This window comes from Paracoccus sp. (in: a-proteobacteria) (genome assembly GCF_030604785.1).
In the GTDB taxonomy this organism is placed as follows: Bacteria; Pseudomonadota; Alphaproteobacteria; order Rhodobacterales; family Rhodobacteraceae; genus Paracoccus.
Genome location: NZ_JAUVVF010000014.1, coordinates 1 through 24,594 on the forward strand (window position 1 = coordinate 1; position 24,594 = coordinate 24,594).

At 67.9% G+C, this 24,594-nt stretch carries 26 protein-coding genes and 1 other RNA gene; 9 read left to right on the forward strand and 18 right to left on the reverse strand.

The window, feature by feature from the left end; all coding sequences use genetic code 11:
- Both QAR72_RS06410 and lpdA read left to right on the forward strand, forming a co-directional pair.
- Positions 1 to 807 (forward strand): MFS transporter (locus tag QAR72_RS06410; protein ID WP_304616540.1); only part of this gene is annotated, 807 nt, incomplete at its 5' end.
- An 89-nt stretch (positions 808 to 896) separates the two neighbouring features.
- The gene (gene lpdA, locus QAR72_RS06415; RefSeq protein WP_304616541.1) at positions 897 to 2,288 is read left to right on the forward strand and encodes a dihydrolipoyl dehydrogenase; all 1,392 of its coding nucleotides are present in this window, start codon (positions 897 to 899) and stop codon (positions 2,286 to 2,288) included.
- Positions 2,289 to 2,346: 58 nt separating this feature from the next.
- Here lpdA and QAR72_RS06420 read toward each other — a convergent pair whose 3' ends face one another.
- On the reverse strand, positions 2,347 to 4,764 hold the full coding sequence (locus QAR72_RS06420; protein WP_304616542.1) for a penicillin acylase family protein: 2,418 nt from the start codon (positions 4,762 to 4,764) through the stop codon (positions 2,347 to 2,349).
- A gap of 152 nt (positions 4,765 to 4,916) precedes the next feature.
- Between QAR72_RS06420 and QAR72_RS06425 the strand changes: the two genes are divergently transcribed.
- Both QAR72_RS06425 and QAR72_RS06430 read left to right on the forward strand, forming a co-directional pair.
- A complete protein-coding gene (locus tag QAR72_RS06425; RefSeq protein ID WP_304616543.1) occupies positions 4,917 to 5,783 on the forward strand; it encodes an NAD(P)-dependent oxidoreductase in 867 nt (288 codons plus the stop codon).
- Positions 5,784 to 5,880: 97 nt separating this feature from the next.
- Positions 5,881 to 6,234, forward strand: a complete 354-nt coding sequence (locus QAR72_RS06430; RefSeq protein WP_304616544.1) for a carboxymuconolactone decarboxylase family protein — start codon at positions 5,881 to 5,883, stop codon at positions 6,232 to 6,234.
- Here QAR72_RS06430 and QAR72_RS06435 read toward each other — a convergent pair.
- The 6 genes from QAR72_RS06435 to ssrA all read right to left on the reverse strand — a co-directional run bounded on the left by QAR72_RS06435 (position 6,180) and on the right by ssrA (position 10,082).
- Positions 6,180 to 6,470 (reverse strand): ribbon-helix-helix domain-containing protein, encoded by a 291-nt coding sequence (locus tag QAR72_RS06435; RefSeq protein WP_442953560.1) that lies wholly within the window; start codon positions 6,468 to 6,470, stop codon positions 6,180 to 6,182. The genes QAR72_RS06430 and QAR72_RS06435 overlap by 55 nt on opposite strands.
- Positions 6,463 to 6,639: a DUF4169 family protein gene (locus QAR72_RS06440; RefSeq protein ID WP_304616545.1), complete on the reverse strand. Its 177-nt coding sequence runs from the start codon at positions 6,637 to 6,639 to the stop codon at positions 6,463 to 6,465. The genes QAR72_RS06435 and QAR72_RS06440 overlap by 8 nt, the downstream gene beginning before the upstream one ends.
- 68 nt (positions 6,640 to 6,707) lie before the next feature.
- Positions 6,708 to 8,102, reverse strand: a complete 1,395-nt coding sequence (gene fumC, locus QAR72_RS06445; RefSeq protein WP_304616546.1) for a class II fumarate hydratase — start codon at positions 8,100 to 8,102, stop codon at positions 6,708 to 6,710.
- A gap of 87 nt (positions 8,103 to 8,189) precedes the next feature.
- On the reverse strand, positions 8,190 to 9,080 hold the full coding sequence (locus QAR72_RS06450; protein WP_304616547.1) for a dihydrodipicolinate synthase family protein: 891 nt from the start codon (positions 9,078 to 9,080) through the stop codon (positions 8,190 to 8,192).
- Positions 9,081 to 9,175: 95 nt separating this feature from the next.
- Positions 9,176 to 9,652 carry an SspB family protein gene (locus QAR72_RS06455; protein ID WP_304616548.1) on the reverse strand — a complete coding sequence of 159 codons (477 nt, stop codon included), beginning with the start codon at positions 9,650 to 9,652 and terminating at the stop codon, positions 9,176 to 9,178.
- 74 nt (positions 9,653 to 9,726) lie between these two features.
- Positions 9,727 to 10,082: a transfer-messenger RNA gene (gene ssrA / locus QAR72_RS06460) on the reverse strand.
- 86 nt (positions 10,083 to 10,168) lie between these two features.
- Here ssrA and QAR72_RS06465 point away from each other — a divergent pair.
- Both QAR72_RS06465 and QAR72_RS06470 read left to right on the forward strand, forming a co-directional pair.
- The gene (locus QAR72_RS06465) at positions 10,169 to 10,582 is read left to right on the forward strand and encodes a VOC family protein (protein WP_304616549.1); all 414 of its coding nucleotides are present in this window, start codon (positions 10,169 to 10,171) and stop codon (positions 10,580 to 10,582) included.
- Entirely contained in the window at positions 10,579 to 11,259 is a 681-nt protein-coding gene (locus QAR72_RS06470; protein ID WP_304616550.1) for a fumarylacetoacetate hydrolase family protein, read from the forward strand. Before QAR72_RS06465 ends, QAR72_RS06470 begins: the two co-directional genes overlap by 4 nt.
- A gap of 40 nt (positions 11,260 to 11,299) precedes the next feature.
- Here QAR72_RS06470 and QAR72_RS06475 read toward each other — a convergent pair whose 3' ends face one another.
- Genes QAR72_RS06475 through ectA form a run of 4 tightly spaced genes read right to left on the reverse strand, consistent with a single transcriptional unit; the run spans position 11,300 to position 15,018 of the window.
- A complete protein-coding gene (locus QAR72_RS06475) occupies positions 11,300 to 12,727 on the reverse strand; it encodes an aspartate kinase (RefSeq protein ID WP_304616551.1) in 1,428 nt (475 codons plus the stop codon).
- Positions 12,724 to 13,116: an ectoine synthase gene (locus tag QAR72_RS06480; RefSeq protein WP_304616552.1), complete on the reverse strand. Its 393-nt coding sequence runs from the start codon at positions 13,114 to 13,116 to the stop codon at positions 12,724 to 12,726. Before QAR72_RS06480 ends, QAR72_RS06475 begins: the two co-directional genes overlap by 4 nt.
- Before the next feature lie 4 nt (positions 13,117 to 13,120).
- Complete coding sequence (ectB, locus tag QAR72_RS06485; protein WP_304616553.1) at positions 13,121 to 14,416, reverse strand: diaminobutyrate--2-oxoglutarate transaminase; 1,296 nt, start codon at positions 14,414 to 14,416, stop codon at positions 13,121 to 13,123.
- Positions 14,417 to 14,466: 50 nt separating this feature from the next.
- Positions 14,467 to 15,018, reverse strand: coding sequence for a diaminobutyrate acetyltransferase (gene ectA, locus QAR72_RS06490; RefSeq protein ID WP_304616554.1), 552 nt, complete (start codon positions 15,016 to 15,018; stop codon positions 14,467 to 14,469).
- Between the two features lie 217 nt (positions 15,019 to 15,235).
- Between ectA and QAR72_RS06495 the strand changes: the two genes are divergently transcribed.
- Positions 15,236 to 15,739: a MarR family winged helix-turn-helix transcriptional regulator gene (locus QAR72_RS06495; protein ID WP_304616555.1), complete on the forward strand. Its 504-nt coding sequence runs from the start codon at positions 15,236 to 15,238 to the stop codon at positions 15,737 to 15,739.
- A 7-nt stretch (positions 15,740 to 15,746) separates the two neighbouring features.
- On the opposite strand, the gene gndA is transcribed toward QAR72_RS06495, so the two are convergent.
- The 4 genes from gndA to QAR72_RS06515 all read right to left on the reverse strand — a co-directional run bounded on the left by gndA (position 15,747) and on the right by QAR72_RS06515 (position 18,923).
- Positions 15,747 to 17,147 (reverse strand): NADP-dependent phosphogluconate dehydrogenase, encoded by a 1,401-nt coding sequence (gene gndA, locus QAR72_RS06500; protein WP_304616556.1) that lies wholly within the window; start codon positions 17,145 to 17,147, stop codon positions 15,747 to 15,749.
- Positions 17,148 to 17,207: 60 nt separating this feature from the next.
- Complete coding sequence (locus tag QAR72_RS06505) at positions 17,208 to 17,672, reverse strand: PaaI family thioesterase (RefSeq protein ID WP_442953561.1); 465 nt, start codon at positions 17,670 to 17,672, stop codon at positions 17,208 to 17,210.
- Between the two features lie 278 nt (positions 17,673 to 17,950).
- Entirely contained in the window at positions 17,951 to 18,715 is a 765-nt protein-coding gene (locus tag QAR72_RS06510; RefSeq protein ID WP_304616557.1) for a helix-turn-helix transcriptional regulator, read from the reverse strand.
- 37 nt (positions 18,716 to 18,752) lie between these two features.
- Positions 18,753 to 18,923 (reverse strand): hypothetical protein, encoded by a 171-nt coding sequence (locus QAR72_RS06515; protein ID WP_304616558.1) that lies wholly within the window; start codon positions 18,921 to 18,923, stop codon positions 18,753 to 18,755.
- Here QAR72_RS06515 and QAR72_RS06520 point away from each other — a divergent pair.
- Positions 18,904 to 19,491 (forward strand): (d)CMP kinase, encoded by a 588-nt coding sequence (locus QAR72_RS06520; RefSeq protein ID WP_304616559.1) that lies wholly within the window; start codon positions 18,904 to 18,906, stop codon positions 19,489 to 19,491. The genes QAR72_RS06515 and QAR72_RS06520 overlap by 20 nt on opposite strands.
- A 39-nt stretch (positions 19,492 to 19,530) precedes the next feature.
- Here the strand turns inward: QAR72_RS06520 and ade are convergent, their stop codons facing one another.
- From ade to hisB, 3 genes are all read right to left on the reverse strand, one after another.
- Complete coding sequence (gene ade, locus QAR72_RS06525; protein ID WP_304616560.1) at positions 19,531 to 21,225, reverse strand: adenine deaminase; 1,695 nt, start codon at positions 21,223 to 21,225, stop codon at positions 19,531 to 19,533.
- Positions 21,226 to 21,342: 117 nt separating this feature from the next.
- Complete coding sequence (gene hisH, locus QAR72_RS06530; RefSeq protein WP_304616561.1) at positions 21,343 to 21,972, reverse strand: imidazole glycerol phosphate synthase subunit HisH; 630 nt, start codon at positions 21,970 to 21,972, stop codon at positions 21,343 to 21,345.
- The gene (gene hisB, locus QAR72_RS06535; RefSeq protein ID WP_304616562.1) at positions 21,972 to 22,559 is read right to left on the reverse strand and encodes an imidazoleglycerol-phosphate dehydratase HisB; all 588 of its coding nucleotides are present in this window, start codon (positions 22,557 to 22,559) and stop codon (positions 21,972 to 21,974) included. The genes hisH and hisB overlap by 1 nt, the downstream gene beginning before the upstream one ends.
- A gap of 184 nt (positions 22,560 to 22,743) precedes the next feature.
- On the opposite strand from hisB, the gene QAR72_RS06540 reads away from it, so the two are divergent.
- Positions 22,744 to 24,501, forward strand: coding sequence for a BCCT family transporter (locus tag QAR72_RS06540; protein ID WP_304616563.1), 1,758 nt, complete (start codon positions 22,744 to 22,746; stop codon positions 24,499 to 24,501).
- Positions 24,502 to 24,594 lie beyond the last annotated feature (93 nt).

The following is a 24,594-nucleotide window of genomic DNA, read 5'->3' on the forward strand; positions in this document are numbered from 1 at the left end:
CTGCTGAACGTGGGCGATCCGGCGGGCTATCTGCTGTTCATCATCCCCTCGGTGCTGGTCTCGCTGGCCTTCACGCCGATCCTGCTGTCGGCCCAGCCCGCCCCGCAATTCGAGACGATCAAGCGGATGTCCTTTGGCAGGCTCTACCGCGCCTCGCCGCTTGGCTGCGTGGGGATCTTCCTGATGGGCGGGGTCTTTGCGGCGCTGTCGGGCATGTCCTCGGTCTGGGGGGCGATGATCGGCCTGTCGGTGGCGCAGATCAGCCTGTTCGTCGCCGCGATCTATGCGGGCGGGCTGGTGCTGCAATATCCGATCGGCTGGATCTCGGACCGCTATGACCGCCGCAAGCTGGTGCTGATCCTGTCGGCCATAGGGGGCCTCTGCGGGCTGCTGGTGATCGCCGCGCAGCCGGGGACGGTCGGGCTGGTGATCGCCGGGGCCATCATGGGCGGCGTGGCGAACCCGATCTATGCCCTGCTTCTGGCCTACACGAACGATTACCTGGACCAGAGCGACATGGCCGCGGCCTCGGCGGGGCTCTTGTTCATCTACGGGATCGGCAGCATGGGCGGCCCGGTCATCACCGGCTGGCTGATGGATGTGATCGGGCCGGACGGATACTGGGTCTATATGGGCGTGCTGCTGGCCGCGCTGACCGCCTATGCCGCATGGCGTGCGACGCAGCGCCGGGCGCTGACGCCCGACGAACAGGGCAGTTTTGCCGTCATCACCCCAAGCGCCACCCCCGTCGCGGTCGAGATCGTGCTGGACGAAGCGCAATCGGACGGCGCCCAAGGCACCGCCTGACCGGGGCTTCCGGCCTGTCCGAGGGCGCGCTTGCCGCCTGCGCGCAAATGGTTTAACGCTGAACTATATCTCAGGCAGCGGGGAATGTCATGGCCCAGAGTTTCGACATGGTGGTGATCGGCGCCGGACCGGGCGGTTACGTCGCGGCGATCCGGGGCGCGCAGCTTGGCCTCAAGGTCGCCTGCATCGAGCGCGAACATCTGGGCGGCATCTGCCTCAACTGGGGCTGCATCCCGACCAAGGCCATGCTGCGCTCGGCCGAGGTCTATCACCTCATGCACCGGGCCAAGGATTTCGGGCTGAAGGCCGACGGGATCGGCTATGACCTCGACGCGGTGGTGAAACGCTCGCGCGGGGTTGCCAAGCAGCTTTCCGGCGGGATCGGGCACCTGTTCAAGAAGAACAAGGTGACGGTCATCATGGGCGAGGCGAAGCTGGCCGGGAAGGGCAAGGTCACCGTCCAGAGCGACAAGGGCACCGAGGAGGTGACCGCGAAGTCCATCGTGCTGGCCACCGGCGCGCGCGCGCGCGAACTGCCGGGGCTGGAGCCGGACGGCAAGCAGGTCTGGAACTACAAACACGCCCTCGTGCCGCCGCATATGCCGAAGAAGCTGTTGGTCATCGGCTCGGGCGCCATCGGGATCGAGTTCGCCAGCTTCTTCAACACGCTCGGCGCCGAGACGACCGTGGTCGAGGTGATGGACCGCGTCCTTCCGGTCGAGGATGCCGAGATCAGCGCCTTCGCCAAGAAGCAGTTCGTCAAGCAGGGCATGACGATCCTGGAAAAGGCGACGGTCAAGAAGCTGGACCGCAAGGGTTCGACCGTCACCGCCCATATCGAGACCGGCGGCAAGACCGAGACGCGCGATTTCGACACGGTCATCTCGGCCGTCGGCATCGTCGGCAACACCGAGGGGCTGGGTCTGGAAGAGGCCGGGATCAAGGTCGACCGGACCCATGTGGTGACGGATGAGTATTGCCGCACCGGGGTCGAGGGCGTCTATGCCATCGGCGATCTGGCCGGCGCGCCCTGGCTGGCGCACAAGGCCAGCCACGAGGGCGTCATGGTGGCCGAACTGATCGCGGGCGGGCATCCCCATCCGATCAAGCCGGGCTCGATCGCCGGCTGCACCTATTGCCACCCGCAGGTCGCAAGCGTCGGGCTGACCGAAGCCAAGGCCAAGGAGCAGGGCTATGACGTCAAGGTCGGGCGCTTCCCCTTCATCGGCAACGGCAAGGCCATCGCTCTCGGCGAGCCCGAGGGGATGATCAAGACGATCTTCGATGCGAAGACGGGCGAGTTGCTGGGCGCGCACATGGTCGGCGCCGAGGTGACCGAGCTGATCCAGGGCTATGTCGTCGGCCGTCAGCTCGAGACGACCGAGCAGGACCTGATGGAGACGGTCTTCCCGCATCCAACCCTGTCCGAGATGATGCACGAGGCGGTTCTGGACGCCTATGGACGCGCCATTCATTTCTGATTGCGTCAGCTGATCGTCATGACGGGGGGCCTTACGCCCCCCGTTTGCGTTTACGCGTTCAGTTCGCCGGGGTCAGCGTGGTGACCCCGACCGCCGCCGCCCGCGCCAGCGCCGGGTCCAGCGACATGCCCACATATTCGCCCCGGCGCCACAGCCGCGACAGGTCGTCGTAATGGCGCGACAGCGGGTGCCCGGATTGCCCCGTCGAGATGATGAAGACCGACGAGTCGGGATCAGCCAGATCGAAGACGCCGCGGAAGGTCGCGCCGTCCTCGGCGGCAAAGGGTTCGGGTCCGCGCCCGAACAGACCGCTGCGCGCCACCGTGAAATCGCCGCCCGAGATCGATTGCGTGATGTTCGTGATCCAGCCCAGGGCGGGCAGGTTGCCCAGACCCGGATGGATATGCCGGGCCTCGTGCCGGTCGCCCCATCGCCAGCTTTCGACATCGGGGCCGAAGCGCGCCGTCAGGTCCTGGATGGCGCGGTCCAGCGACTGACGGGCGATGGTCATGCAATCCTCGGTCGCCGCGCTCTGCACGATGTCGCACCAGCGCGAGGCGCCGTCGACATTGCGGAAGACCGCCTCGATGAAGGCCGGTTGCAGGCTGTGGATGTCGTCTGCCAGCGGGCCGATCTCGTCCCGGATCAGCCGGTCCTGAAGCGCGCTCATCCAGGCAGAATAGATCAGCGGCTCGGGAAGGTGCTCGTTCATCGCGCCGTCCCATTCCGCCAGCAGGGCCAGCGCGTCCTGCCGCTGCCGCTCGGGCGTGCCGGGGGGGGCGGGATCGCCCGTGAACCACAGGTCGGCACCGACCACAGGCAGCAGCGCGCGGGCTGCCGGGCTGACGATGTCCAGCTGCGCCGCGATGAAGCTGTCGCGGGAATGAACCTCGCGGTCGCCCAGAAGACGCGCGAGCCGGGACCGGCGCGGGTCCAGGCGGCCCGGCTCTTCGGTGGCCAGAGCCATCCCGCTGTCGGGCTGGGCGGGCGCGGCGACCAGGCCGGTCAGGCCGGTCCATTCCGACTGGGGCAGCCAGCCGGGCGCGGGCAGCAAGCCGCCCGTCGGATGGTCGGCGCCGCGCTCGGGCCTTGCCCCTGCCATCAGCGAATGCACCGCATCCTCGGATGCCAGCAGCACGTTCAGCGCCGGTGCGACCAAGGGTTCCAGCGCGGTGGCGGCGCGGTCGGCATCGGCACTTTGCATCAGCGCCATCAGCGCCGACATGCTGCTGTCCTGAGCCGACAGCCCGGTCCAGCGCAGGGCCGCGACATGGCCGATGGGAACGACATCGCGCAATCCCGGCTCCAGCCCCGGCACGACCGGGCCGTTGCGGGTGTTTCGCAGCGTGATGGTCTGGTCCTCGCCGTCGAGGACGCGGATGATCTCGCGCCGCGTCTCGAAATCCAGCCAACCTTCGGGGCCGCGATAGCGGTTCGGATTGCCGGGCTGGACCTCTTCGATGACGATATCGGCGTCGTCCAGACCCGCAGGCGTCAGCGCCCAGGCCAGAGACGGGTTGCGGCCCGTCAGCACCACCGGCATGCCGGGGATCGTCGCGCCGATCACCCCGCCCGAGGACAGTTCCAGCCGCGCCAGATAGAACAGCGACGGCGCCGTCAGCCGGCCATGCAGATCGCCCGCCAGCAGCGCCCCTTCGCCGATGGTGCGGCGCGGGGCGGCGGCGAAGGCGCTGGCGCCAAGCGACAGGCCCGGGCGCAGATAGCTCCGCGGCGCGCGCACCGAGTCATGATCGCTGCGGCGTTCGGGATTGGCGAAACGTGCCTCGGGGAAGATGTCGGCATAGGGGGCGGCGGGGCGCGGCAGGCCGGGCCGCGCGACGATCTCGGCCCCGTGCTGGGGCCAGGCCAGCGACAGCCGGGCGCGCAGGATCTCGTCCGAGGCCGCATCGGTCATGCTGGCCGCGTAAAGCTTGAGGATCGCCAGCGAATCGGCAGGCTGCCAATAGGCGATCTCGTCGGGAAAGAGGAAGAATTCCGGCGCGCCGCGTCCTCGCGCGCCCTCGTTCACGATGCGGATCCACTGGTTCACCCCGGCAGCATAGGCAGCCAGCGCCTCGCGCGTGGGGGCGTCCTGCGCCTCGACCGAGCGCCGCGCCAGCGTGTAAAGGCCCAGCCGCCGCATCAGGTCGTCCTGCGGCACGGCGCGGGGGCCGTGAAGCTCGGCCAGGCGACCCTGAGCGGTGCGCCGCAGCAGCGTCATCTGGAACAGCCGGTCCTGGGCATGAGCGAGGCCGAGTGCGAAGAACACATCCGCATCCGTCTCGCCGAAGATATGGGGCACGTTCTCGGTCGAGCGGACGATCTCGACCGGGGCCGAGATGCCCTCGACCCGATGGCTGATCGCGTAATCGGGCAGCGAGCGGACGGCGAAATACCAGGTCAGCACCCCCGCCAGCACCGTCAGCACCAAAAGGCCGACGGTCAGCCGCAGCAGCCAGCGAAACAGGGTCAGCATCGGGGGACGGTCCTTGGGGCTGAGGGTCGGCTGTTGGGCGGCAGGGGATTGACCCTGCCGCGCTTCGGGTGATGCTGTGGTCCATAAGCCAGCAAGCAGGCCATTTCAACGCGGCCGGCACGCAGGCAGGATCACGGCAACGAGGGCGCGACATGGCGAAGACGGCGTTTCTGGGCTTGGGGGTGATGGGCTTTCCGATGGCGGGGCATCTGATGCGCGCGGGCCATGCGGTGACGGTCTACAACCGCAGCCCCGCCAAGGCCGAGGCCTGGGTCGCGCAGCATGGCGGCGCCCATGCGCCCACCCCGCGCGAAGCGGCGGCGGGCGCCGATTTCGTGATGGCCTGCGTGGGCAATGACGACGATCTGCGGCAGGTCTGCCTTGGCCCCGACGGCGCATTCGCGGGCATGGCCCCGGGCGCGGTTTTCGTCGACCACACCACGGTGTCGGCCAAGGTGACGCGCGAACTGGCCGAGGCCGCGCATCGGGCGGGGCTGGGCTATGTCGATGCCCCGGTTTCGGGCGGGCAGGCGGGGGCCGAGAACGGGCAGCTTTCGGTCATGTGCGGCGGCAGCCCCGAAGATTACGCCAAGGCTGAGCCCGTGATCGACGCCTATGCCCGGATCTGTCGCCGCATGGGCGATGCCGGCGCCGGGCAGATGGCCAAGATGTGCAACCAGATCGCCATTGCCGGGCTGGTGCAGGGCCTGTCGGAATCGCTGGCCTTCGCGGAACGCGCAGGTCTGGACACGGCCCTGCTGGTCGAGGTGATCAGCCAGGGCGCCGCCGGAAGCTGGCAGATGGCCAACCGCCACAAGACCATGGCCGAAGGCCATTTCGACCACGGCTTCGCGGTGGACTGGATGCGCAAGGATCTGGCCATCTGCCTTGAGACCGCGGACGAGATCGGCGCCTCGCTGCCCGTCACCGCCCTGGTCGACCAGTTCTACCATGAGGTTCAGCGCATGGGCGGGGGGCGGTGGGACACGTCCTCGCTGATCGCGCGTCTGCGGCGGTGATATTCCGAACGCAGAATGTGACTTGATCGAGGTCAAGGCGGCGCGCCCCGCCGTGACCGATCCTGCCTTGCGGCGATCCCGCCGCGGGAGAGGATGAATGAGCTATTCCGACAAGATCGAGGCCATGCGCGGCGAGCTGCGCGCGCTGAACAAGGCCATCCCCGAGGCGACGCGGGCCTTCGGCGCGCTGAGCAAGGCGGCCAAGGATCAGGGCGTGCTGTCGGTCAAGGAAAAGGAATTCGTGGCGCTTGGCTCGGCGCTTGGGCAGCGTTGCGAGCCCTGCATCAACTTCCATGTCGAGGCGCTGATGAAGGCGGGCGGCACGCGCGAGGAATTTTGCGACGTGCTGGCCATGTGCATCCAGATGGGCGGCGGGCCGGCGGTGATGTATGCCGGTCACGCGCTGGCATGCTGGGACGAACTGGCCGCCTCGGTTGCGGCCTCGGGCTGAGCGGGCCCGGCCTGGACCTGCGCCAGCACGAAAAGCCGCAGCGCGGTGGCCAGCCCGACCTCGGGCGGTCGGGCGCGGTCGATCCGGCCGATCAGGCAGGCACGGGTCAGCCCCATCAGCCGCGCCTGCTGGTCCAGCGCACGCCAGAACGCGTCCTCCAGCGAGACCGAGGTCGCGTGCCCCTCGATCGTGACCGAGCGTTTGCGCGGCGCGGACATCGGGGGCAGGTCAATCATCGCGGCGGTGATCCTCGTGCCGCTGGTCGGCGCGGCGGGCCTCGGCCTCGCGGGCCTCGCGCAGGGCGCGGGGTTCGCCATGCCTGGCGGCATTCGCATCGGCGGCCGCGCGGGCCTCGGTGCGGGCGCGGTTCTTGCGGAACTGGCGCAGGTTGATCGGCTTGGTCATGGCCACGGCCTTGCAATGCAGAAGGGCGCGCCAATCTGGCGCGCCCTTGTCGTGATGGTCAAGAGGGATCAGCCCTTGGGGCCGATCATGTCCTCGGGGCGCACGATCCGGTCGAAGGTCTCGCCATCGACGAAACCCAGATTGATCGCCTCTTCGCGCAGGGTCGTGCCGTTCTTGTGCGCGGTCTTGGCGACCTTGGTGGCGTTGTCATAGCCGATGGTCGGCGCCAGTGCCGTCACCAGCATCAGCGATTCCTTCATCAGCTTCTCGATCCGCTCGACATTGGCCTTGGTGCCCACGACCATGTTGTCGGTGAAGCTGGAGGCCGCATCCCCAAGAAGCTGCATGGATTGCAGCACGTTGTAGGACATCATCGGGTTGTAGACGTTCAGCTCGAAATGACCTTGGCTGCCGGCGAAGCCCACCGCGGCGTCGTTGCCCATGACATGGGCGCAGACCATGGTCAGCGCCTCGGCCTGGGTCGGGTTCACCTTGCCCGGCATGATCGAGCTGCCCGGCTCGTTCTCGGGCAGGATCAGCTCGCCCAGACCCGAGCGGGGGCCCGAGCCCAGCAGGCGCATGTCGTTGGCGATCTTGAACAGGCTGCCCGCCACCGTCTTCAGCGCGCCCGAGAACATGACCATCGCGTCGTGGGCGGCCAGCGCCTCGAACTTGTTCGGCGCGGTGACAAAGGGCAGGTCGGTGATCTTAGCGATCTCGGCCGCGATGGCCGTGTCCCAGCCCTTCTTGGTGTTCAGCCCGGTGCCGACGGCGGTGCCGCCCTGCGCCAGCTCGTAGATGTCGGGCAGGCAGGCGCGGACACGCTCGATCCCCTTGCGGACCTGATGGGCGTAGCCGCCGAATTCCTGGCCCAGGGTCAGGGGCGTGGCGTCCTGGGTATGGGTGCGGCCGATCTTGATGATGTCCTTGAACTCGTCCGACTTCGCCTCCAGCGCGGCGGCGAGCTTTTCCAGCCCCGGAAGCAGCGTGTCCCGCGCCAGCATGCCGATGGCGACATGCATCGCGGTCGGGAAGGTGTCGTTCGAGGATTGGCCCATGTTGCAGTGATCGTTGGGGTGGACGGGCTTCTTCGAGCCCATCTCGCCGCCCATGATCTCGATCGCGCGGTTCGAGATGACCTCGTTCGCGTTCATGTTCGACTGCGTGCCCGAGCCGGTCTGCCAGACAACCAGCGGGAAGTTGTCATCGAACTTGCCCTGGAAGACCTCCATCGCGGCCTGTTCCATAGCGTCGGCCAGATCGGCGGGCAGATCGCCGTTCGCCCGGTTCACCCGCGCGGCGGCCAGCTTGATCGCGCCGAGCGCCCGGATGATCGGGACCGGCTGGCGTTCCCAACCGATCGGGAAGTTCATGATCGAACGCTGCGTCTGCGCGCCCCAGTATTTCGAGGCGTCAACCTCGAGCGGGCCGAAGCTGTCGGTTTCGGTGCGGGTCTTGGTCATCGGGTCGCTCCCTCACGGTTTCGCGCGTGGTTTAGCGGGAAGGGCGCTCGGGTGCAATTCGTATGCGACGGTATGCCGTCGCTAACATCACGCTTCCATCGCACGGATCGCCGCGCGCAGGGCCGGGATCTCGGCCTCGGGCAGGGGCATGATCGGGGGCTGGGGCTGCGCTTCGGTCAGGTCCATCAGCCGGGCGGCGGCATGGGCGACCCGCAGGCTGCCATAGCGGCGCAGCAGATCCCAGAGCGGCTGAAAGCGTTCCTCGGTCCGCCTTGTTCCGGTCGCATCCCCGGCCTGCGCGGCGCAGGACAGGGTCAGCGTCATGTCGGGCCACAGGCCCGCCACAACGCTGAACCAGGCATCGGCCTTGTCCAGAAGCGCGCGCGTGCAGCCCCAGTCGCCGCTGTAGCCGATCACGAAATCCTCGGGCAGCAGGGGGCGCAGGGCTGCGACCTCGTCCGCGATGGTGCCCGCCGCGGGCAGCGGCATCTTGATCGCCTCGACATGGGGCAGGGCGGCCAGTCGCGCGATCAGGGCGTGGTTCATGGTGACGCGGGTCGTCGTCGGGTTGTTGTAGATGCAGAGCGGCAGCCCCCCGGCATCGGCCACGGCGGCGTAATGCGCGACGATCTCGTCCTCGGTCAGGGGCGTATAGCTGACGGGCGCCAGCAGCAGCCCCTCTGCCCCCGCCTCGGCCGCGTGCCGGGCCAGCGCCACGCTGTCGCGGGTGGTCAGGGCGCCGATCCCGGCGATCACCGGAACACGCCCGCGGGTCACGTCCAGCGCGATCTCGAGCGTGCGGCGCCGTTCGTCCAGCGTCAGATAGGCATAGCTGCCGGTGCTGCCCAACAGGCCGATGCTGTCCACCTCGGCCCTGACCAGGCGGGTCAGGATGCGGCGCAGATCGGCCTCGATCACCCGACCTTCGGGCGTGGCGGGAGTGATGGGAAAGGCCGACAGGCCGCGCATGACCGACATGGGATTTCCTCTGCTGCGATGGTCCGCATCAAGCCTGGTCGCGCCGCCTCAGGCAAGCCCCCGCGATGCCTCGATCAGCGGCGGCCGGTCGGCTGCTACTTGCGCCAGCGGTCCAGACGCACGACCTCGCCGCCGCCCGAGGGGGGCGTGTCGTCGCCGTCATCCTCGGCATCAAGCTCGAACTCGGCGTCCTCGTCCTCATCCTCGTCGTCATGGTCCTGCGTCTCGAAGCGCAGGCCGAACTCGACCGAGGGGTCGACGAAGGTGCGAAGCGAATCGAACGGGATGCGCAGCGGTTCGGGCGAATTGCCGAAGTTCAGCGTGATGGTGAACCCCTCGTCATCGACGCTGAGATTGTCGAACCAGTGCTGGATGACGATGGTCATCTCTTCGGGATAGCGGGCGCGCAGCCAGTCGGCCATCTGCACGTCGGGATCGCGCGTGTCGAAGGTGATGAAGAAGTGATGCTCGCCCGGCAGCCCCTCGTCGGCGATCTTGCGCAGGACCTCGGCGATCAAGCCCTGCATCGCGCGATGCATCATCCCGCCATAATCGATTCCGGCACGCGCCATGTGATCACCCTTCCTGTCTCGGCGCCAAGCATAGGGATATGGGCGGGGATGAAAAGAGGCGATGAGGAAGGGAAAATGCAGGATTCTGTTGCCAGGCTCCTGCGGGCCCCGCCTTACGCTGCTAGGCGCAAGGGCTTTAGGTTTCGGTTACCCGAGCTGCTTACGCAGCCAGAGCGACCGGAGCACGGTTGTCGTTGGCAACTGTACAATTTGCACCGATATCGGTGGTAGCTCACCGAGACAAAGCAAACCCCTTTAGACGTTCGTCGATCCTGTTTCGGCCCCATTGTCCCCCAACGAGGGTGATCTGGTGGAGCCGCCGGGTACCGCCCCCGGGTCCGATCCGCTTATTACGAGCGCGTTTATGTCCATAGTCCGGGTTGCCCCGAACAGGCTCAACATAGGCGCGGGCGGGTCTGGCCGCAAGGGGTGCGTCACATGTGGAAAATCGTTCCACGTGTCTCGGCGGTGGTGCCGGGCGCGCGGCTGCGCTATCCCTAGGGGCAGGAGGATTCCATGCGATCACTGTTCCATCTTGCCATCCATGTCACCGATCTCGACGAGGCGCGCGCCTTCTACGGCGGCGTCCTGGGCTGCGCCGAGGGGCGCTCGGCCCCGACCTGGGTCGATTTCGACTTTTTCGGCCACCAGCTTTCGCTGCATCTGGGCCAGCCCTTCGCCACCGACCGCACCGGCCATGTGGGCGAGCATCGCGTGATGATGCCTCATTTCGGCGCCGTCCTGCCGCTGGAGGATTGGCTGGCTTTGGCCGACCGTCTGGCCGCGCATGGCATCGCCTTTGACATCCCGCCCGTCATCCGGTTTCAGGGCGAGCCGGGCGAGCAGCGCACGATGTTCTTCACCGATCCGAGCGGCAATCCCATCGAGATCAAGGGCTTCCGCGACTGGGAAGGGGTCTTTGCCGCATGAGCGATTTCATCATTCCCGCGCCCGAACGCCCCTTTGTCCCGGTCGCCGGCGGCGGCCGGTTTCCCGTGCGGCGCATCTTCTGCGTGGGGCGCAATTACGCCGACCATGCGCGCGAGATGGGCCATGACCCCGCCGATCCGTTCTTTTTCGGCAAGCCCGCCGATGCGGTGCTGACCGGCGACGCCGACATGCCCTATCCGCCCGCAACCCGGGAACTGCATTTCGAGGCCGAACTGGTCGTCGCCCTTTCCGGCGGCGGACGCGACATCGCGCCCGAGGATTCATCGGCGCTGGTCTGGGGCCATGCGGCGGGGATCGACTTCACCCGCCGCGATCTTCAGGCCGAGGCCAAGGAAAAGGGCCGCCCCTGGGACGTGGCCAAGGGCTTCGACAATTCGGCCGTTTGCGGGATGCTGCGTCCGGTGTCAGAGACCGGGCCGCTGGAGGCGGGCTTCATCCGGCTGTCGGTTGACGGCGCCGTGCGTCAGCAAGGCGATCTGGCGCAGATGATCCTGCCGGTTCCGCAGATCATCGCGCATCTGTCGCGACTGGTCGCGCTGGCGCCGGGCGACCTGATCTATACCGGCACGCCCGCAGGCGTGGCCGCCTGCACCAGGGGTCAGACGCTGCTGGTCGAGATCGACGGCCTGTCCCCGCTGACCACCCGTATCGTCTGAGGATACAGCGCGCCGCCCCCTCCAGGGCGGCGCGCGAAAGTCACGCAGCAGCGCGGATCGCGGGGGCCTCGGCCTCGATCAGCGCGGCGTGAAGGGCGCGGATCGCGTCCTCCATCTGTTCGCGTTCGGTGATGAACTGCACATCGACCTGGCGAGGCCCTTGGCTGGCGCCGATCGCGGACAGGCCGGCATCGGCCAGGGCGTTCAGCCCGCGATTGAGCACCGACAGCCCGTCCAGATCGCGCCCGACAGCCGCCACCATCGCCACGGCGCGCAGCCCCACCTGCGCCGAAGGGTAGCGTTCCTCAAGATCGCGGGTCACGCGGCGCAGCAGCTTGAGACTGGCGTCGACGTAATGCGTGATCGTGTTCGCGTTAGAGACCTTGGACACGATGCGGACATTGTGGCGCGTCAGCACCTCGATGATGGCGGCGTCGTAGCCCTTGACCCCGACCATGTCCTGTTCGAACAGCTCCAGCGCGTAAAGCTCCAGCCCGGTCACGATCTCGACCGCGGCGGTCTCGGCGGCGCAATCGTCGATCAGGGTGCCGGGATCGTCGGGCTGAAAGGCGTTGGTGACGCGCAGCGCCACGCCGGATTGGCGCAGGGTCTTGGCGGCCTTGGGGTGGATCGCCTCCATCCCCAGATTGGACAGCTGATCGGCCACGTCGTAATTGGTGCGCCCCAGCTTTCGGACCGCCTGTTCGCCCACCAGACGCGGATCGGCCGAGGACAGGTGGAATTCCTTGTGGATGATCGCCTCGCGCGCGCCGGTCAGCGCGGCCAGCCGCGAGAAGGTCACTTCGGAATAGCCCCGGTCGAATTCGCGCATCAGCCCCTCGCGGCACTGGGCATAGCCGGTGACGATGGGCATTTCGCTGGCCGGATCGACAGCCGCCATCGCGGCCGTGATGCGCTGGTCCAGATCGACCTCGTCCTGATCGCGCCAGCCCGACAGATCGACGAAGCGCGCCGCGATGCCTGCACGCTGCAGCATCAGCGTGGTGGCAAAGGCCGAATGCGCCTCGCCCAGACCGGACAGCAGCTCGCGCATCTGCAGCATGTGTTCCGATAGACGGAAATGGCCATAGGAACACAGGCGTTGCAGGTCGATCAGGCAGTTGCGCGCCCCTTCCAGCCTGTCGCGGACAAAGGCATCGGCGCGTTCCAGATCGGCGGGGTGGTCCAGCACATCGGCATGGGCCGCCCGCATCGCGTCCTGCACGCGATCCAGCGCCGCCAGCCAGCCGTGATCGCCCTCGCCGCTGGCAAAGGCGGCATAGACGCCCGGCTCGCCGGATTTCTTGTGCTCCAGCAGCAAGTTGGTGATGCCGCCAAAGGCCGAGACGACGAAGACGCGGCCATAGGGCGAGGCGGGATCGCGGATCAGCAGGCTGTCGCGCAGCGCATGGATGCGCGACATGGTGGTGCCTCCGATCTTCTCGACGGTATGGCTGGCCCTGGTCATGCGGTCTCCTCGGCAGGGGCGTAGCTGCCATCCTCGCGGTGAACTTCGGTTCCGGTCACGGGTGGGTTGAAGCAGCAGGCGAAGACCAGCGTTTCCTCGCAGCGCAGGACGTGCTTGTCGTGCTTGTCCAGCGCATACATCACGCCGGGCGTGATCGGATGGACTTCGCCGGTGGCCAGATCCTCGATCGAGCCCTTCCCCGAGATGCAATAGACGCTTTCGAAATGGTGCTTGTAGTGGAACGTGTGCTCGGTCCCGCCGCCGATCGTGGTGATGTGGAAGGAAAACCCCATCCCGTCATCGGCCAAGAGCATTCGGACCGAATTCCAGTGCTTGTCGGAAACCGAGCGGTCAGTGTTCTTCAGGTCGTGGAAATTGCGAACGATCATGGCGTTACTCCGCAGCGATGGCGTTTTCGGACAGGGTGGCGCGGGTCGCGGCCTCGAGGATGTCGAAGCCCTTGTCGAACAGCGCATCGGGCGTCGTCAGGGGGGCCAGAACCTTGACCACCTGATCCTCGTTGCCCGAGGTCTCGATGATCAGGCCGCCCTCATAGGCGCGCGCGCAGATCGCGCCCGCCACCTCGCCCGAGCCGACATCGACGCCCCGCATCAGCCCGCGCCCCTTGAGATAGGCGCCGGGGATCAGCGCGGCGACGGCCTTCAGGCGGCGCTCGATCAGGGCGGCACGACGGGTCAGATCGGCCTGGAAGGCATCGTCGGACCAGAACTTCTCGACCGCTACGCGTGCGGTGACAAAGGCATGGTTGTTGCCCCGGAAGGTGCCGTTATGTTCGGCCGGGCCGAACAGATCGTGTTGCGGACGCACCAGCACCATCGCCAGCGGCAGCCCGAAGCCCGAGATCGACTTGGCCAGCGGCACCAGGTCGGGGGTCACGCCCATCTCCTCGAACGAGAAAAAGCGCCCGGTGCGGCCGCAACCGGCCTGGATGTCGTCAATGATCAGCAGCGCGCCATGCTCGCGCGCGATCCGCGCCACGCGCTGCACGAATTCCGGCGAGGCTGCGTTCAGCCCGCCTTCGCCCTGAACCAGTTCCAGCATGATCGCTGCCGGCGCGTCGATCCCGCCCGAGCGGTCGGAGAGCATCTGTTCCAGCAGCGCGGCGCTGTCCACGCCTTCGGCATAACCGTCATAGGGCATGCGCGTGACGCCCTGGGTGTCCATGCTCGCCCCGCCGCGATGATAGCCGTTCCCGGTCGCGGCCAGCGCGCCCATCGTCACGCCGTGAAACCCGTTGGTGAAGGCGATGATGTTCGTCCGGCCCGTCGCCTTGCGCGCCATCTTCATCGCGGCCTCGACGGCGTTGGCGCCGGTGGGGCCGGTGAACATGACGCGGTGGTCCATGCCGCGCGGCGTCAGGATGTGACGCTCGAAGGCGTCAAGGAACCGCGCCTTGGCGTCGGTATGCAGGTCCAGCCCATGCGCAATCCCGTCGCCCGTCAGGTGCTCGATCAGGGCGGCCTTCATGTCGGGATCGTTATGGCCGTAATTCAGCGACGAGCAGCCCGCCAGGAAGTCGATATGCTCGCGCCCATCGGCGTCGCGCATGATCGAGCCCTGCGCGCTGGTGAAGAGGGCCGGAATGCTGCGGCAATAGGATCGCGCCGCGCTTTCGCGTCGGGTGAAGATGTCGGTCTCGAAGCTGGCTTGCGCCATGTCCTTGGGCATGTCTTGTCCTTTCGCGGATGTGCCGCGTGTGATGTGTGTGGGGGGGGTGTTCAGGCGGCGCGCAGGCGTGCGGCACTGCGGCGCGCTGCCGGGGGCAGGGGGATCGTGACCAGATGCTCGGTCGCGTGCCGCCCGCCGAAATGCTCGGCGCGGGTATAGTGGGGGCGGGCCTTGATCTCGCCGCCCAGGTGGCGGGCAAGGCTGCGGAACAGCGCCCAGCTGGCCTGATTGTCCCGCGTGATGGTGGTGCGAAGCTGGCGCGCATCGCGGCACGCCTCGCGCCGGATCAGGTCGTTCAGCATGCGCCGCCCCAGTCCCAGGCCGCGCGCCTTGGGGCTGACCGCGACCTGCCAGATGAACAGCGCATCCTCGTTCGGGATCATGTGCCCCGAAATCCAGCCCAGAACCTCGCCCTCGCGTTCGGCAAGGATGCAGGTGTCCGAGAAATGCTCGGCCTGCACGAGGTTGCAGTAAAGCGAGTTCTCGTCCAGCGGCTTGCAGGCGCGGATCAGCGCCCAGATGGCGGGTCCGTCCGTCGGCTCGGGCTTGCGCAGCCGAAGGGTGCGGTCGGTCCGGTCGTCAAGCGGCAGGTCTCGCGGCATGGGCTCTGTCCTCTATTGCTTAGGCATACTAAATAACTGGCGCGTGATCTGGTTTCAACCTTCTGCCGAAGGGCGGATGATCCCGTGCATTTTCAGCCGGGTTTCTGCGACCCGAACGGCTTCTGCAGCCTGTGCTGGCTGGGGATGCTTCGATTGGCAAAGAATCGCCGATGCGCGGCGAATTGCTTTGCGGGGCGAAGGGATGTTAGAAGAAGGGATGAGTGACCCCATCCCCGTTGCGCGCACCGACGCTGCGCTGATCGCGCTGCGCCGCATCCTGCGCGCCACCGAACAATATGAACGCGAACTGGCGCAGGCGGCCGGGCTGACCCCGGCCAAGCTGCGCGTGCTTCAGATCCTGTCGGCCGAGACGGGCCGGCAGGCGCCGCCCTCGCGGCTGGCGGGGCGGATGGGGGTCAGCCAAGCCACGGTGACGGCCCTGGTCGATCAGCTGGAGAAGCGCGGCTATGTGCTGCGCGAACGATCTGTCGCGGATCGCCGGCACCTGCTGGTCAAGCTGACCGAGGCCGGGGCCAAGGCACTGGCCGAATCCCCCGATGCGTTGCAGCAGAATTTCGTGCAGGGCTTTCAGGCCCTGCAGGATTGGGAACAGGCGATGCTGGTCGCCAGTCTGGAGCGGGTCGCGGCGATGCTGAATGCCAGCGGCATCGACGCATCGCCCGTCCTGACCCTGGGAGAGATCGGCCGCCCGCGCGGGTGATCCTGCCTCAGCCCTTCAGGCCCCAGGGGCCGTGCGGGGCGTCCTGCCCGTCGATCCGGTCGTAGCCATGCGCGCCGAAGAAGTCGCGCTGCGCCTGGATCAGGTTCGCGGTGCCGCGCGCGGTGCGCGCCATGTCGAACCAGATCAGCCCCTGCGCCAGCGCGGGCAGGCCGTGGCCCGCGCCGATCGCCGCCGTCACCACCGCCCGCAGATCGGGGACGGCCCGGCGCAAGAGGTCCGCGAAGAACGGCGCCATGACCAGATTGCGCGACGGGTCCTCGGCCAGAGCCTCGGCCATGTCGTTCAGCATGGCCGAGCGGATGATGCAGCCCGCCCGCCAGACGCGCGCGATCTGCGGCAGGTCCAGCGTCCAGCCGAAGCGGGCCGAGGCGGCTTCGATCATCGCGAAGCCCTGCGCATAGCACAGGATCTTGCCGGCGATCAGCGCCTGTTCCAGCGCCTCGGGGGCAAGGTTCACCGGTCCGGGCGCCGCGCCGAACAGCGCCTGCCCGGCCTGCCGCTCGGCCAGCCGGGCCGAGAGGTTGCGCGCCATCACCGCGGCCTCGATGACCGGGATCGGGGCGGCGATGTGCTGCGCCTCGATCGCGGTCCAGCGGCCGGTGCCCTTCTGGCCGGCGCGGTCCAGGATCACGTCGGGCATGGCCTGGCCGGTCAGCGGGTCGCGCGCGGCGGTGACGGCGGCGGAAATCTCGATCAGGTAGGATTGCAGCACGCCCTGATTCCACCGGGCGAAGATGTCCGAGATCGCGGCGGCATCCTGCCCCATCCCGTCGCGCATCAGGCCGTAAACCTCGGCGATCATCTGCATGTCGGCATATTCGATGCCGTTATGGACCATCTTCACGAAATGGCCCGCGCCCGCATCGCCCATCCGGGCCGCGCAGGGGGTGCCGTCTTCGGCGCGGGCGGCGATGGCCTCCATGATCGGGGCGACGCGCGCCCAATCCTCGGCGCTGCCGCCCCCCATGATGGCGGGGCCGTTGCGCGCGCCTTCCTCGCCGCCGGACACGCCCATGCCCAGAAAGCGGAACGGCAGCTCCGCCGCCGCCCGGCGATTCGTGTCATGGAAATCGGCATTGCCCGCATCGATCACCAGATCGTCGGCATCAAGCAGCGGCGTCAGCGCGGCAAGCTGGTCATCGACCGCCTGACCCGCGGGCACCATCAGGATGATCGCGCGCGGGCTTTCGATCGAGGCGACCAGATCGGCCAGGCTTTCGGTCGGGATGATGCGCGGGGCCAGATCGCCCGCATCGGCGTGAAAGCGCCGCGTCACCTCGGTCGTGCGGTTCCAGACCGCGATCCGGCTGGCCTTTTCGGCGATGTTCAGCGCCAGAGCCGCCCCCATCGTGCCCAATCCGATCAGCCCGATTCCCGCCTTTTCCATGCCGCGCATTCCCCCAGCCATTTCGTTCAAGCCAGTGTTTACGCTAACGATAACGCGCTGTCACGGGGCGGCGTGTCCGGCGGTCCCGGCCGCCGGGTCGGGCACGCGGATCAGCGTCTGCAGGCCCGTGGCGACGTGGCGGCGTCCGGTCCCGGTCACGCCCCAGACATCCAGCTGGCAGATGGTCAGCGTGCGGCCCGCCTTGATGACGCGGCCCGTCGCCTCGAGGTGATCGCCCTCGGCGGGTCTGAGCAGGTTCAGCTTGAATTCGGTTGTCAGCACGTTGAAGCCCGGCGGAAACAGCGTGAAGGCCGCGTAGCCGCCCGCGCTGTCGGCAATCGCCGCCGTGCCGCCCGCGTGGAAATAGCCGTGCTGCTGGGTCAGGTGCCCGCCAAAGGGCAGGTGCAGCGTAACCTCGCCGGGCGCGATGGCGGCCAGCCTTGCACCCAGATGGGCCATCAGGCCCTGAGCGGCGAAACTCGCCTCTAGCTGGGCGCGGATCTCGGGGTCGATGGTGTCGGTCAAGGCTGCCTCCTGCTGCGCGGTTCGTGCAGTCTGGCGCGGATCGCCGAGGCTGAAAAGGGCCGGCCGGGGCCGCAACGCGAAACTGCCGGCAGGCATGGCCCGACCGGCAGTCCGCCGAACCCAGGGTCCGGCCGCTCCCCGCCGAAGGCAACACCGCAAGGCGGGGCTCGGGTTCCTGGCACAAAGTGCCACCTCTCACGGAACACCCAAGATGTGCCGTCCCCGGCCCTGCATGAAAAGTCGGGGAAACCCCACCCCTGACCCCGTTCGCTGCCGGATCAGGCCAGCGGCTTGATCTGGCTCTGTCGCGGGAACAGCTCGTGCGCGACATGGGCGCGCAGGATCGCCTGCGCCGTGGTCTGCGCGCCAAGCGCCTCGCGCGCCAGGCGCATGTGCTTTTCGACCGTGGCGGGGGTGACGCCGATGATCGTGGCGATCTCGCCCACAGTCTTGCCCGCCGAGCGCCATTCCAGAACCTCGCGCTGGCGCGGGGTCAACAGGGGCTGGCCGCTGTTATGGGGAATGGTGGCAAGCCGCAAATGCGCCACGCGGCAGATCAGACCCACCTCGCGGCGGCAGTCGCTCCACAATTGCTCGAGTTCATCGTGGCTTGCACCGGCGCGGGGGTTCAGAAGCACCGCACCCGTCCAGCGCATTACCTGGCTGCGCAGGCTGACGATCTGGATCGCCTCCATCCCGAACTGGCGCGCGGCCTCCAGATCGGGGGGCAGAGCCGCACCGGGATCGACCAGCATCTTTCGCAATTCGCGCCCAGAGATCGATCCGTCGTTGCGCGAGGCCCATTGAGCCCAGAGCGCGGGCTGGCCGTCGCGCGTCTGGCGCACCGCGCGCAGCAGCGCCTCGGGCATGTTGGTGATCACGACATCCTGGTCCTGTCGCGACAGGTTCGGCAGCGCGGGCAGGAAACGGGCGGCATAGAAGACGTTCGCGAAGCCCTGCGCCGCCACCGCATCGAGAAAGGCCGCCCGCAGGCTGTCGATGTCGGGGGCTCGGGCGATCTTCTGGAGGTGATCGATGGGCATGAAATCTCGGCTTCAATAGTTATCTTTCGCAATAATTTCATTGGTAATCGTGACTGCGGTCATGCCAAGGGAAAACTTCGGCCCGAAACAAGAAAATCCCCGGCGGTTGCTGGACGATGGCGACCCGGACATGCAAATGATGCAGGCGCAGCACCACCAACAGCGCGCAGGCGGAGGGCGAAGCAGCCATGCCATTCACAATCGCCATCGACGGGCCGGCGGCCTCGGGCAAGGGCACGATCGCGCGGGCCATCGCGCAGCATTTCGGGTTCCATCATCTGGATACCGGGCTGCTTTACCGGGCGACCGGCGCCAAGGGTGGCGATCCGGTGGAGGCGGCGCGCGCCCTGCGCCCCATCGACATGGAGCGTGACGACCTGCGCAGCGCCGAGGCCGGGCAGGCGGCCAGCCGCGTCGCCGCCATCCCCGAAGTGCGCGAGGCTCTGGTCGACTTCCAGCGCCGCTTTGCCATGCAGGAGCCGGGCGCGGTGCTGGACGGCCGCGATATCGGCACGGTGATCTGCCCCGAGGCGGCGCTGAAGCTGTATGTCGTCGCCTCGGACGAGGTGCGCGCCGCGCGCCGGGCGGCCGAACTGGGCGCCGATCCCGCACGGATGCTAGCCGAACTGCGCGAGCGTGATGCCCGCGACAGCGCCCGGGCAACGGCACCCCTGCGGCCTGCGGATGATGCCGTGCTGCTGGATACCAGTGCGCTGAGCATCGAGGATGCCGTCGCCCGCGCCATCGCCGAGGTCGCGCGCGTCCAGGCCGGCTGACGGGGCTGCCGCAGCATCCCGAACAGGTCCGGGGCGGGTTCAGGGGGCGATGATCTCGAACCGGGCGACATCGACCATGCCGCGATCGGTGATCTTCAGCGCGGGAATGACCGGCAGGGCAAGAAAGGCCAGTTGCAGGAAGGGCTCTTCCAGCGTTGTCCCCAGGCTGCGCGCGGCGGCGCGCAGGGCGATCAGCTTCTCGTGCACCGTCTCGAACGGATCGAGGCTCATCAGGCCCGCGACGGGCAGCGGCAGTTCGGCCAGGATCCGCCCTTCCCGGGCCACGACGAAGCCGCCCTCTATCTGAGCCAGACGGTTCGCCGCCAGCGTCATGTCGTCATAATCGGTGCCGACCACCGCGATGTTGTGGTGGTCGTGGCACACGGTCGAGGCGATGGCCCCGCGTTCCAGCCCGAAACCGCGCACGAAGCCCGTGGCGATGTTGCCGTTTCGCCCGTGCCGTTCGATCACCGCGATGCGGCAGAGGTCGCGGTCGATGTCAGGGCGCTTGTCGCCATCCTCGGGCGCGATGTCGATCGTCAGGTGCTCGGTGATGATCTTGCCCTCGATGATGCCGATCACCGGGGTCTGGACGCGGTTGCCCGAGGCGCGGAAATCCTGCGGCGCCAGTGTCGGCGCGCGGACCGAGGCGCGGGCGATGGGGTCAAGCGCGGGGCGGGACGCAAAGGCCGCTTCGTCCACGACGCGCCCGCCCGCCAGCACCAGCCGCGCCCGGCAGGTCGCCAGATCGTCCAGCGCCACAATGTCCGCGCGCAGGCCCGGCGCGATCAGGCCGCGATCCTTCAGCCCGAACGCCTCGGCCGCCGACAGCGATGCGGCGCGATAGGCCGCAAGCGGGGACGTGCCAAGCGCGATCAGGCGGCGGATCATGTGGTCCAGATGCCCGTGTTCGGCGATGTCCAGCGGGTTCCGGTCATCCGTGCAGAGGCACAGATAGGGGCTGGTCGTCTCGGTCAGGACCGGGGCCAGCGCATCCAGATCCTTGCTGACCGAGCCCTCGCGGATCAGGACGCGCATGCCCTTGCGCAGCTTTTCCAGCGCCTCTTCGGCCGTGGTCGCCTCGTGTTCGGTGCGGATGCCCGCGGCGATATAGGCGTTTAGATCGCAGCCCGTCAGCTGCGGGCAATGGCCGTCGACATGGCCGCCCGCGAACAGGCGCAGCTTGGCCATGGCGGCGGGATCGCGGTGGATCACGCCGGGATAGTTCATGAACTCGGCCAGACCGATCGAGGAGGGGTGGCCCATGACCTCTGCCAGATCGGCGGCCTCGATCCGCGCGCCCGCGGTCTCCATCTCGGTCGAGGGCACGCAGGAGGAAAGCTGCACCCGCAGGTCCATCAGCAGGCATTCGGACGCCTTCTGGAACCAGCGGATGCCGTCCAGACCGGCGACATTGGCGATCTCGTGCGGGTCGCAGATCGCGGTTGTGACGCCGCGCGGGGTCACGCAGCGGTCGAATTCATGCGGCGTGATCAGGCTGCTTTCCACATGCAGATGCGTGTCGATGAAGCCCGGCACCAGCGTCAGTCCCGCCACGTCGATGATGCGCGCGCCGTCATAGCGGCCGATCCCCGCGATGCGGTCGCCCGCGATGGCGACATCGCCCGGCATCATCGTGCCGGTGATCAGGTCGAATACCTGCCCGCCACGCAGCACGATATCGGCGGGCGCGTCCCCTCGGGCGATGGCGATGCGGCGTTCAAGCGGGTCCATGGGCGTCTCCTGTGATCGGGGACAGGAAAGCCTGCGCGGCGTCCGGCGTCCAGAGGCGCGGCGGGCCGGGGCGGGGCGTTTTCCGCCCTCAGCCCGGAACTGTCCGCCGGATATGCGTCAGGGGTTCCAGCGCAGGAAGTTGGCGATCAGGCGCAGGCCAACGGCTTGGGATTTTTCGGGGTGGAACTGGGTGCCGACGATATTGTCGCGCCCCACCACCGCCGTGACCGGCCCGCCGTAATCCACATGGGCCAGCAGATGCGCGGGATCGGCGACCTGGAATTGCCAGGAATGGACGAAATAGGCGTGATCGCCCGTGGCGATCCCGTCCAGCACCGGATGCGGGCGGTCGATCACCAGATCGTTCCAGCCCATATGCGGCACCTTGAGGCCGGGGGCGGCGATGGCGCGGATCTCTCCGCCGATCCAGTCGAGGCCGGGGGTCAGGCGGTATTCGTGCCCCGTCGTGGCCAGCATCTGCATGCCGACGCAGATCCCCATGAACGGCACGCCGCGCGTCAGGACCGCGTCGCGGATGGCCTCGGCCATGCCGTCCACCTCGCCCAGGGCGGCGCGGCAGGCGGGAAAGGCCCCGTCGCCCGGCAGCACGATGCGGTCGGCACGGGCGGCGACCTCGGGGTCGGAGGTCACCACGACCTCGGCGCCCGCATCGCGGCCCATCAGCTGGAACGCCTTTTCGGCCGAATGCAGATTGCCGCTGTCGTAATCGACCAGCGCGACCCGCATCACAGCGCCCCCTTGGTCGAGGGCAGCACGCCCGCCATGCGCGGATCGGGTTCGACCGCCTCGCGCAGCGCGCGGGCCACGGCCTTGAAGGCGGCCTCGGCGATGTGGTGGCTGTTCAGGCCGTGCAGGCGGTCGACATGCAGGGTGATGCCGCCATGCGTGGACAGCGCCTGGAAGAATTCGCGCACCAGTTCGGTGTCGAACGTGCCGATCTTCTCGGTCGGGAAGTCCACGTTCCAGACAAGATAGGGCCGCGCCGACAGGTCCAGCGCCGCCCGCACCAGCGAATCGTCCATCGCCAGCAGGAAATTGCCGTAGCGGCGGATGCCCTTCTTGTCGCCAAGCGCCGCGACCAGCGCCTGGCCGATGGCGATGCCGGTATCCTCGACCGTGTGGTGGTCGTCGATATGCAGATCGCCCTTGGCGCGGATGGTCATGTCGATCAGAGAATGGCGCGACAGCTGGTCCAGCATGTGGTCGAAAAAGCCCACGCCCGTCTGGTTGTCGTAGCGCCCGGTCCCGTCAAGGTTCAGCGCGACCTCGATCTGGGTCTCGGATGTGGTGCGGGTGATCGTGGCCTTGCGCATGGGATATCCTTGTCTCGCCTGCGGGCCTTATAGGCGCAGCCCGGCCGCGCGCCAAGACGGACCGTTGGACATCGGGGCGGAACCCCCGGGCGGCGGCAGGCATTTTGTTCCCGCATCAATGGTTAAATCTGCGTGACATGGCGGCTTTCCGCCCGGCCTGCGCGCAACCGATGAAAGGGACAGAATGTCGGAGAAACGAACCGAACCCGGAGGACGGCGCGGCCATCGCGGCCAGCCCGGAGACCGGCAACGCGAGGCCGAGGCCTTGTCGGGGCGCCACAGGCCCGCCCCCGAACCCACCCCGGAACCTGCCGAACCCGAGGTTGAACCGCTGCCCGAACCGGAGGGCCCCACCGCGATCATCGAGACCGACTACACGATCGGGCAGGACAATATCGAGGGCAAGGGCGCCGTCCCCTTCGACATCCACAATCCGGTCTTCGGCATCTCGGCGCTGGCGGTGGTGGTCTTCACGGCGGTGACGCTGGTCTTTCCCGACCAGATGGAGCCCTTCTTCGGCGGCCTGCGTGACACGCTGACCGCGCGGATGGACTGGTTCTTCCTGCTCGCGGGCAATGTCTTCGTGCTGCTGTGCCTGGCGCTGATCGTGTCGCCTCTGGGCTCGGTCCGGCTGGGCGGGCCGGACGCGACGCCCGATTTCAGCCTTCCGGGCTGGTTTGCGATGCTCTTTGCGGCGGGCATGGGGATCGGGCTGATGTTCTACGGCGTCAGCGAACCCCTTGGTCATTTCGAGGCCGCGCTGGCCGGCCCCGCGCTGGAGGGCGGCGCGCGCGTCGACTGGGCGCCCCTTGGCGGGGCCGCGGGCGATGCGGCCGCGGCGGAACGGCTGGGCATGGCGGCGACGATCTTCCACTGGGGCCTGCACCCCTGGGCGATCTATGCGGTCGTCGCGCTGGCGCTGGCGCTTTTTGCCTATAACAAGGGTCTGCCGCTGACGCTGCGCTCGGTCTTCTATCCGATCCTCGGGGAACGGATCTGGGGCTGGCCGGGCCATGTCATCGACATTCTGGCGGTGCTGGCGACGATCTTCGGGCTGGCGACCTCGCTTGGATTGGGGGCCGAGCAGGCGACGGCGGGAATGGCCTATCTGTTCGGTGCCGCCAACGATGACTGGATGCGCGTCGGGCTGATCCTGGCGATCACGCTGGTCGCAGGCGTCTCGGTGGTGATGGGCGTCGAAAAGGGCGTCAAGCGCCTGTCCGAGGCGAACATGGTCCTGGCCCTGATCCTGCTGGTCTTCGTCATCCTGGTCGGGCCGACGCTGGCGATCCTGGGCGGGTTCTTCCGCAATCTGGGCGCCTATGTGGCCGAGCTTGCGCCTCTGTCCAATCCGTTCGGGCGCGATGACGACAATTTCCGGCAGGGCTGGACGGCCTTCTACTGGGCGTGGTGGATCAGCTGGTCGCCTTTTGTCGGCATGTTCATCGCGCGCGTCTCGCGCGGCCGGACGGTGCGGCAATTGCTGACGGCGGTGCTGATCGTGCCCTCGCTGATCTCGGTGCTGTGGATGACCGCGCTTGGCGGCACGGCCATTGCGCTGACGCAGGAGGGCTTTGCGGGCATCCTGGAGGCACCGCTGGAATTGCAGCTCTTCGAGATGCTGGGCCAGTTGCCGCTGGCGGCCCTCACCTCGGTCGTGGGGATCGTGCTGGTGATCGTGTTCTTCATCACCTCGTCGGATTCGGGCTCGCTGGTGATCGACACGATCGCGGCGGGGGGCAAGGTGAACGCGCCCGTTCCGCAGCGCATCTTCTGGGTGGGCATCGAGGGCGCGGTGGCCATCGCGCTGCTTCTGGGCGGCGGGCTGGTCGCGCTGCAGGCGATGGCGGTCTCGACCGGGCTGCCCTTTACGCTGGTGCTTCTGGGCGCCTGCTATGCGGTAGTCAGCGGCCTTCGGGCCGAGCGGCGCGAACTGGCGTGAACGCGTGCGGGCCGGGCGGGGATGGGCCTGCCCGGCCCGCTGATGCTTGTCTTGGCCTGTCCGGTCATGCGACAACCGGGCCACAGCAGATAC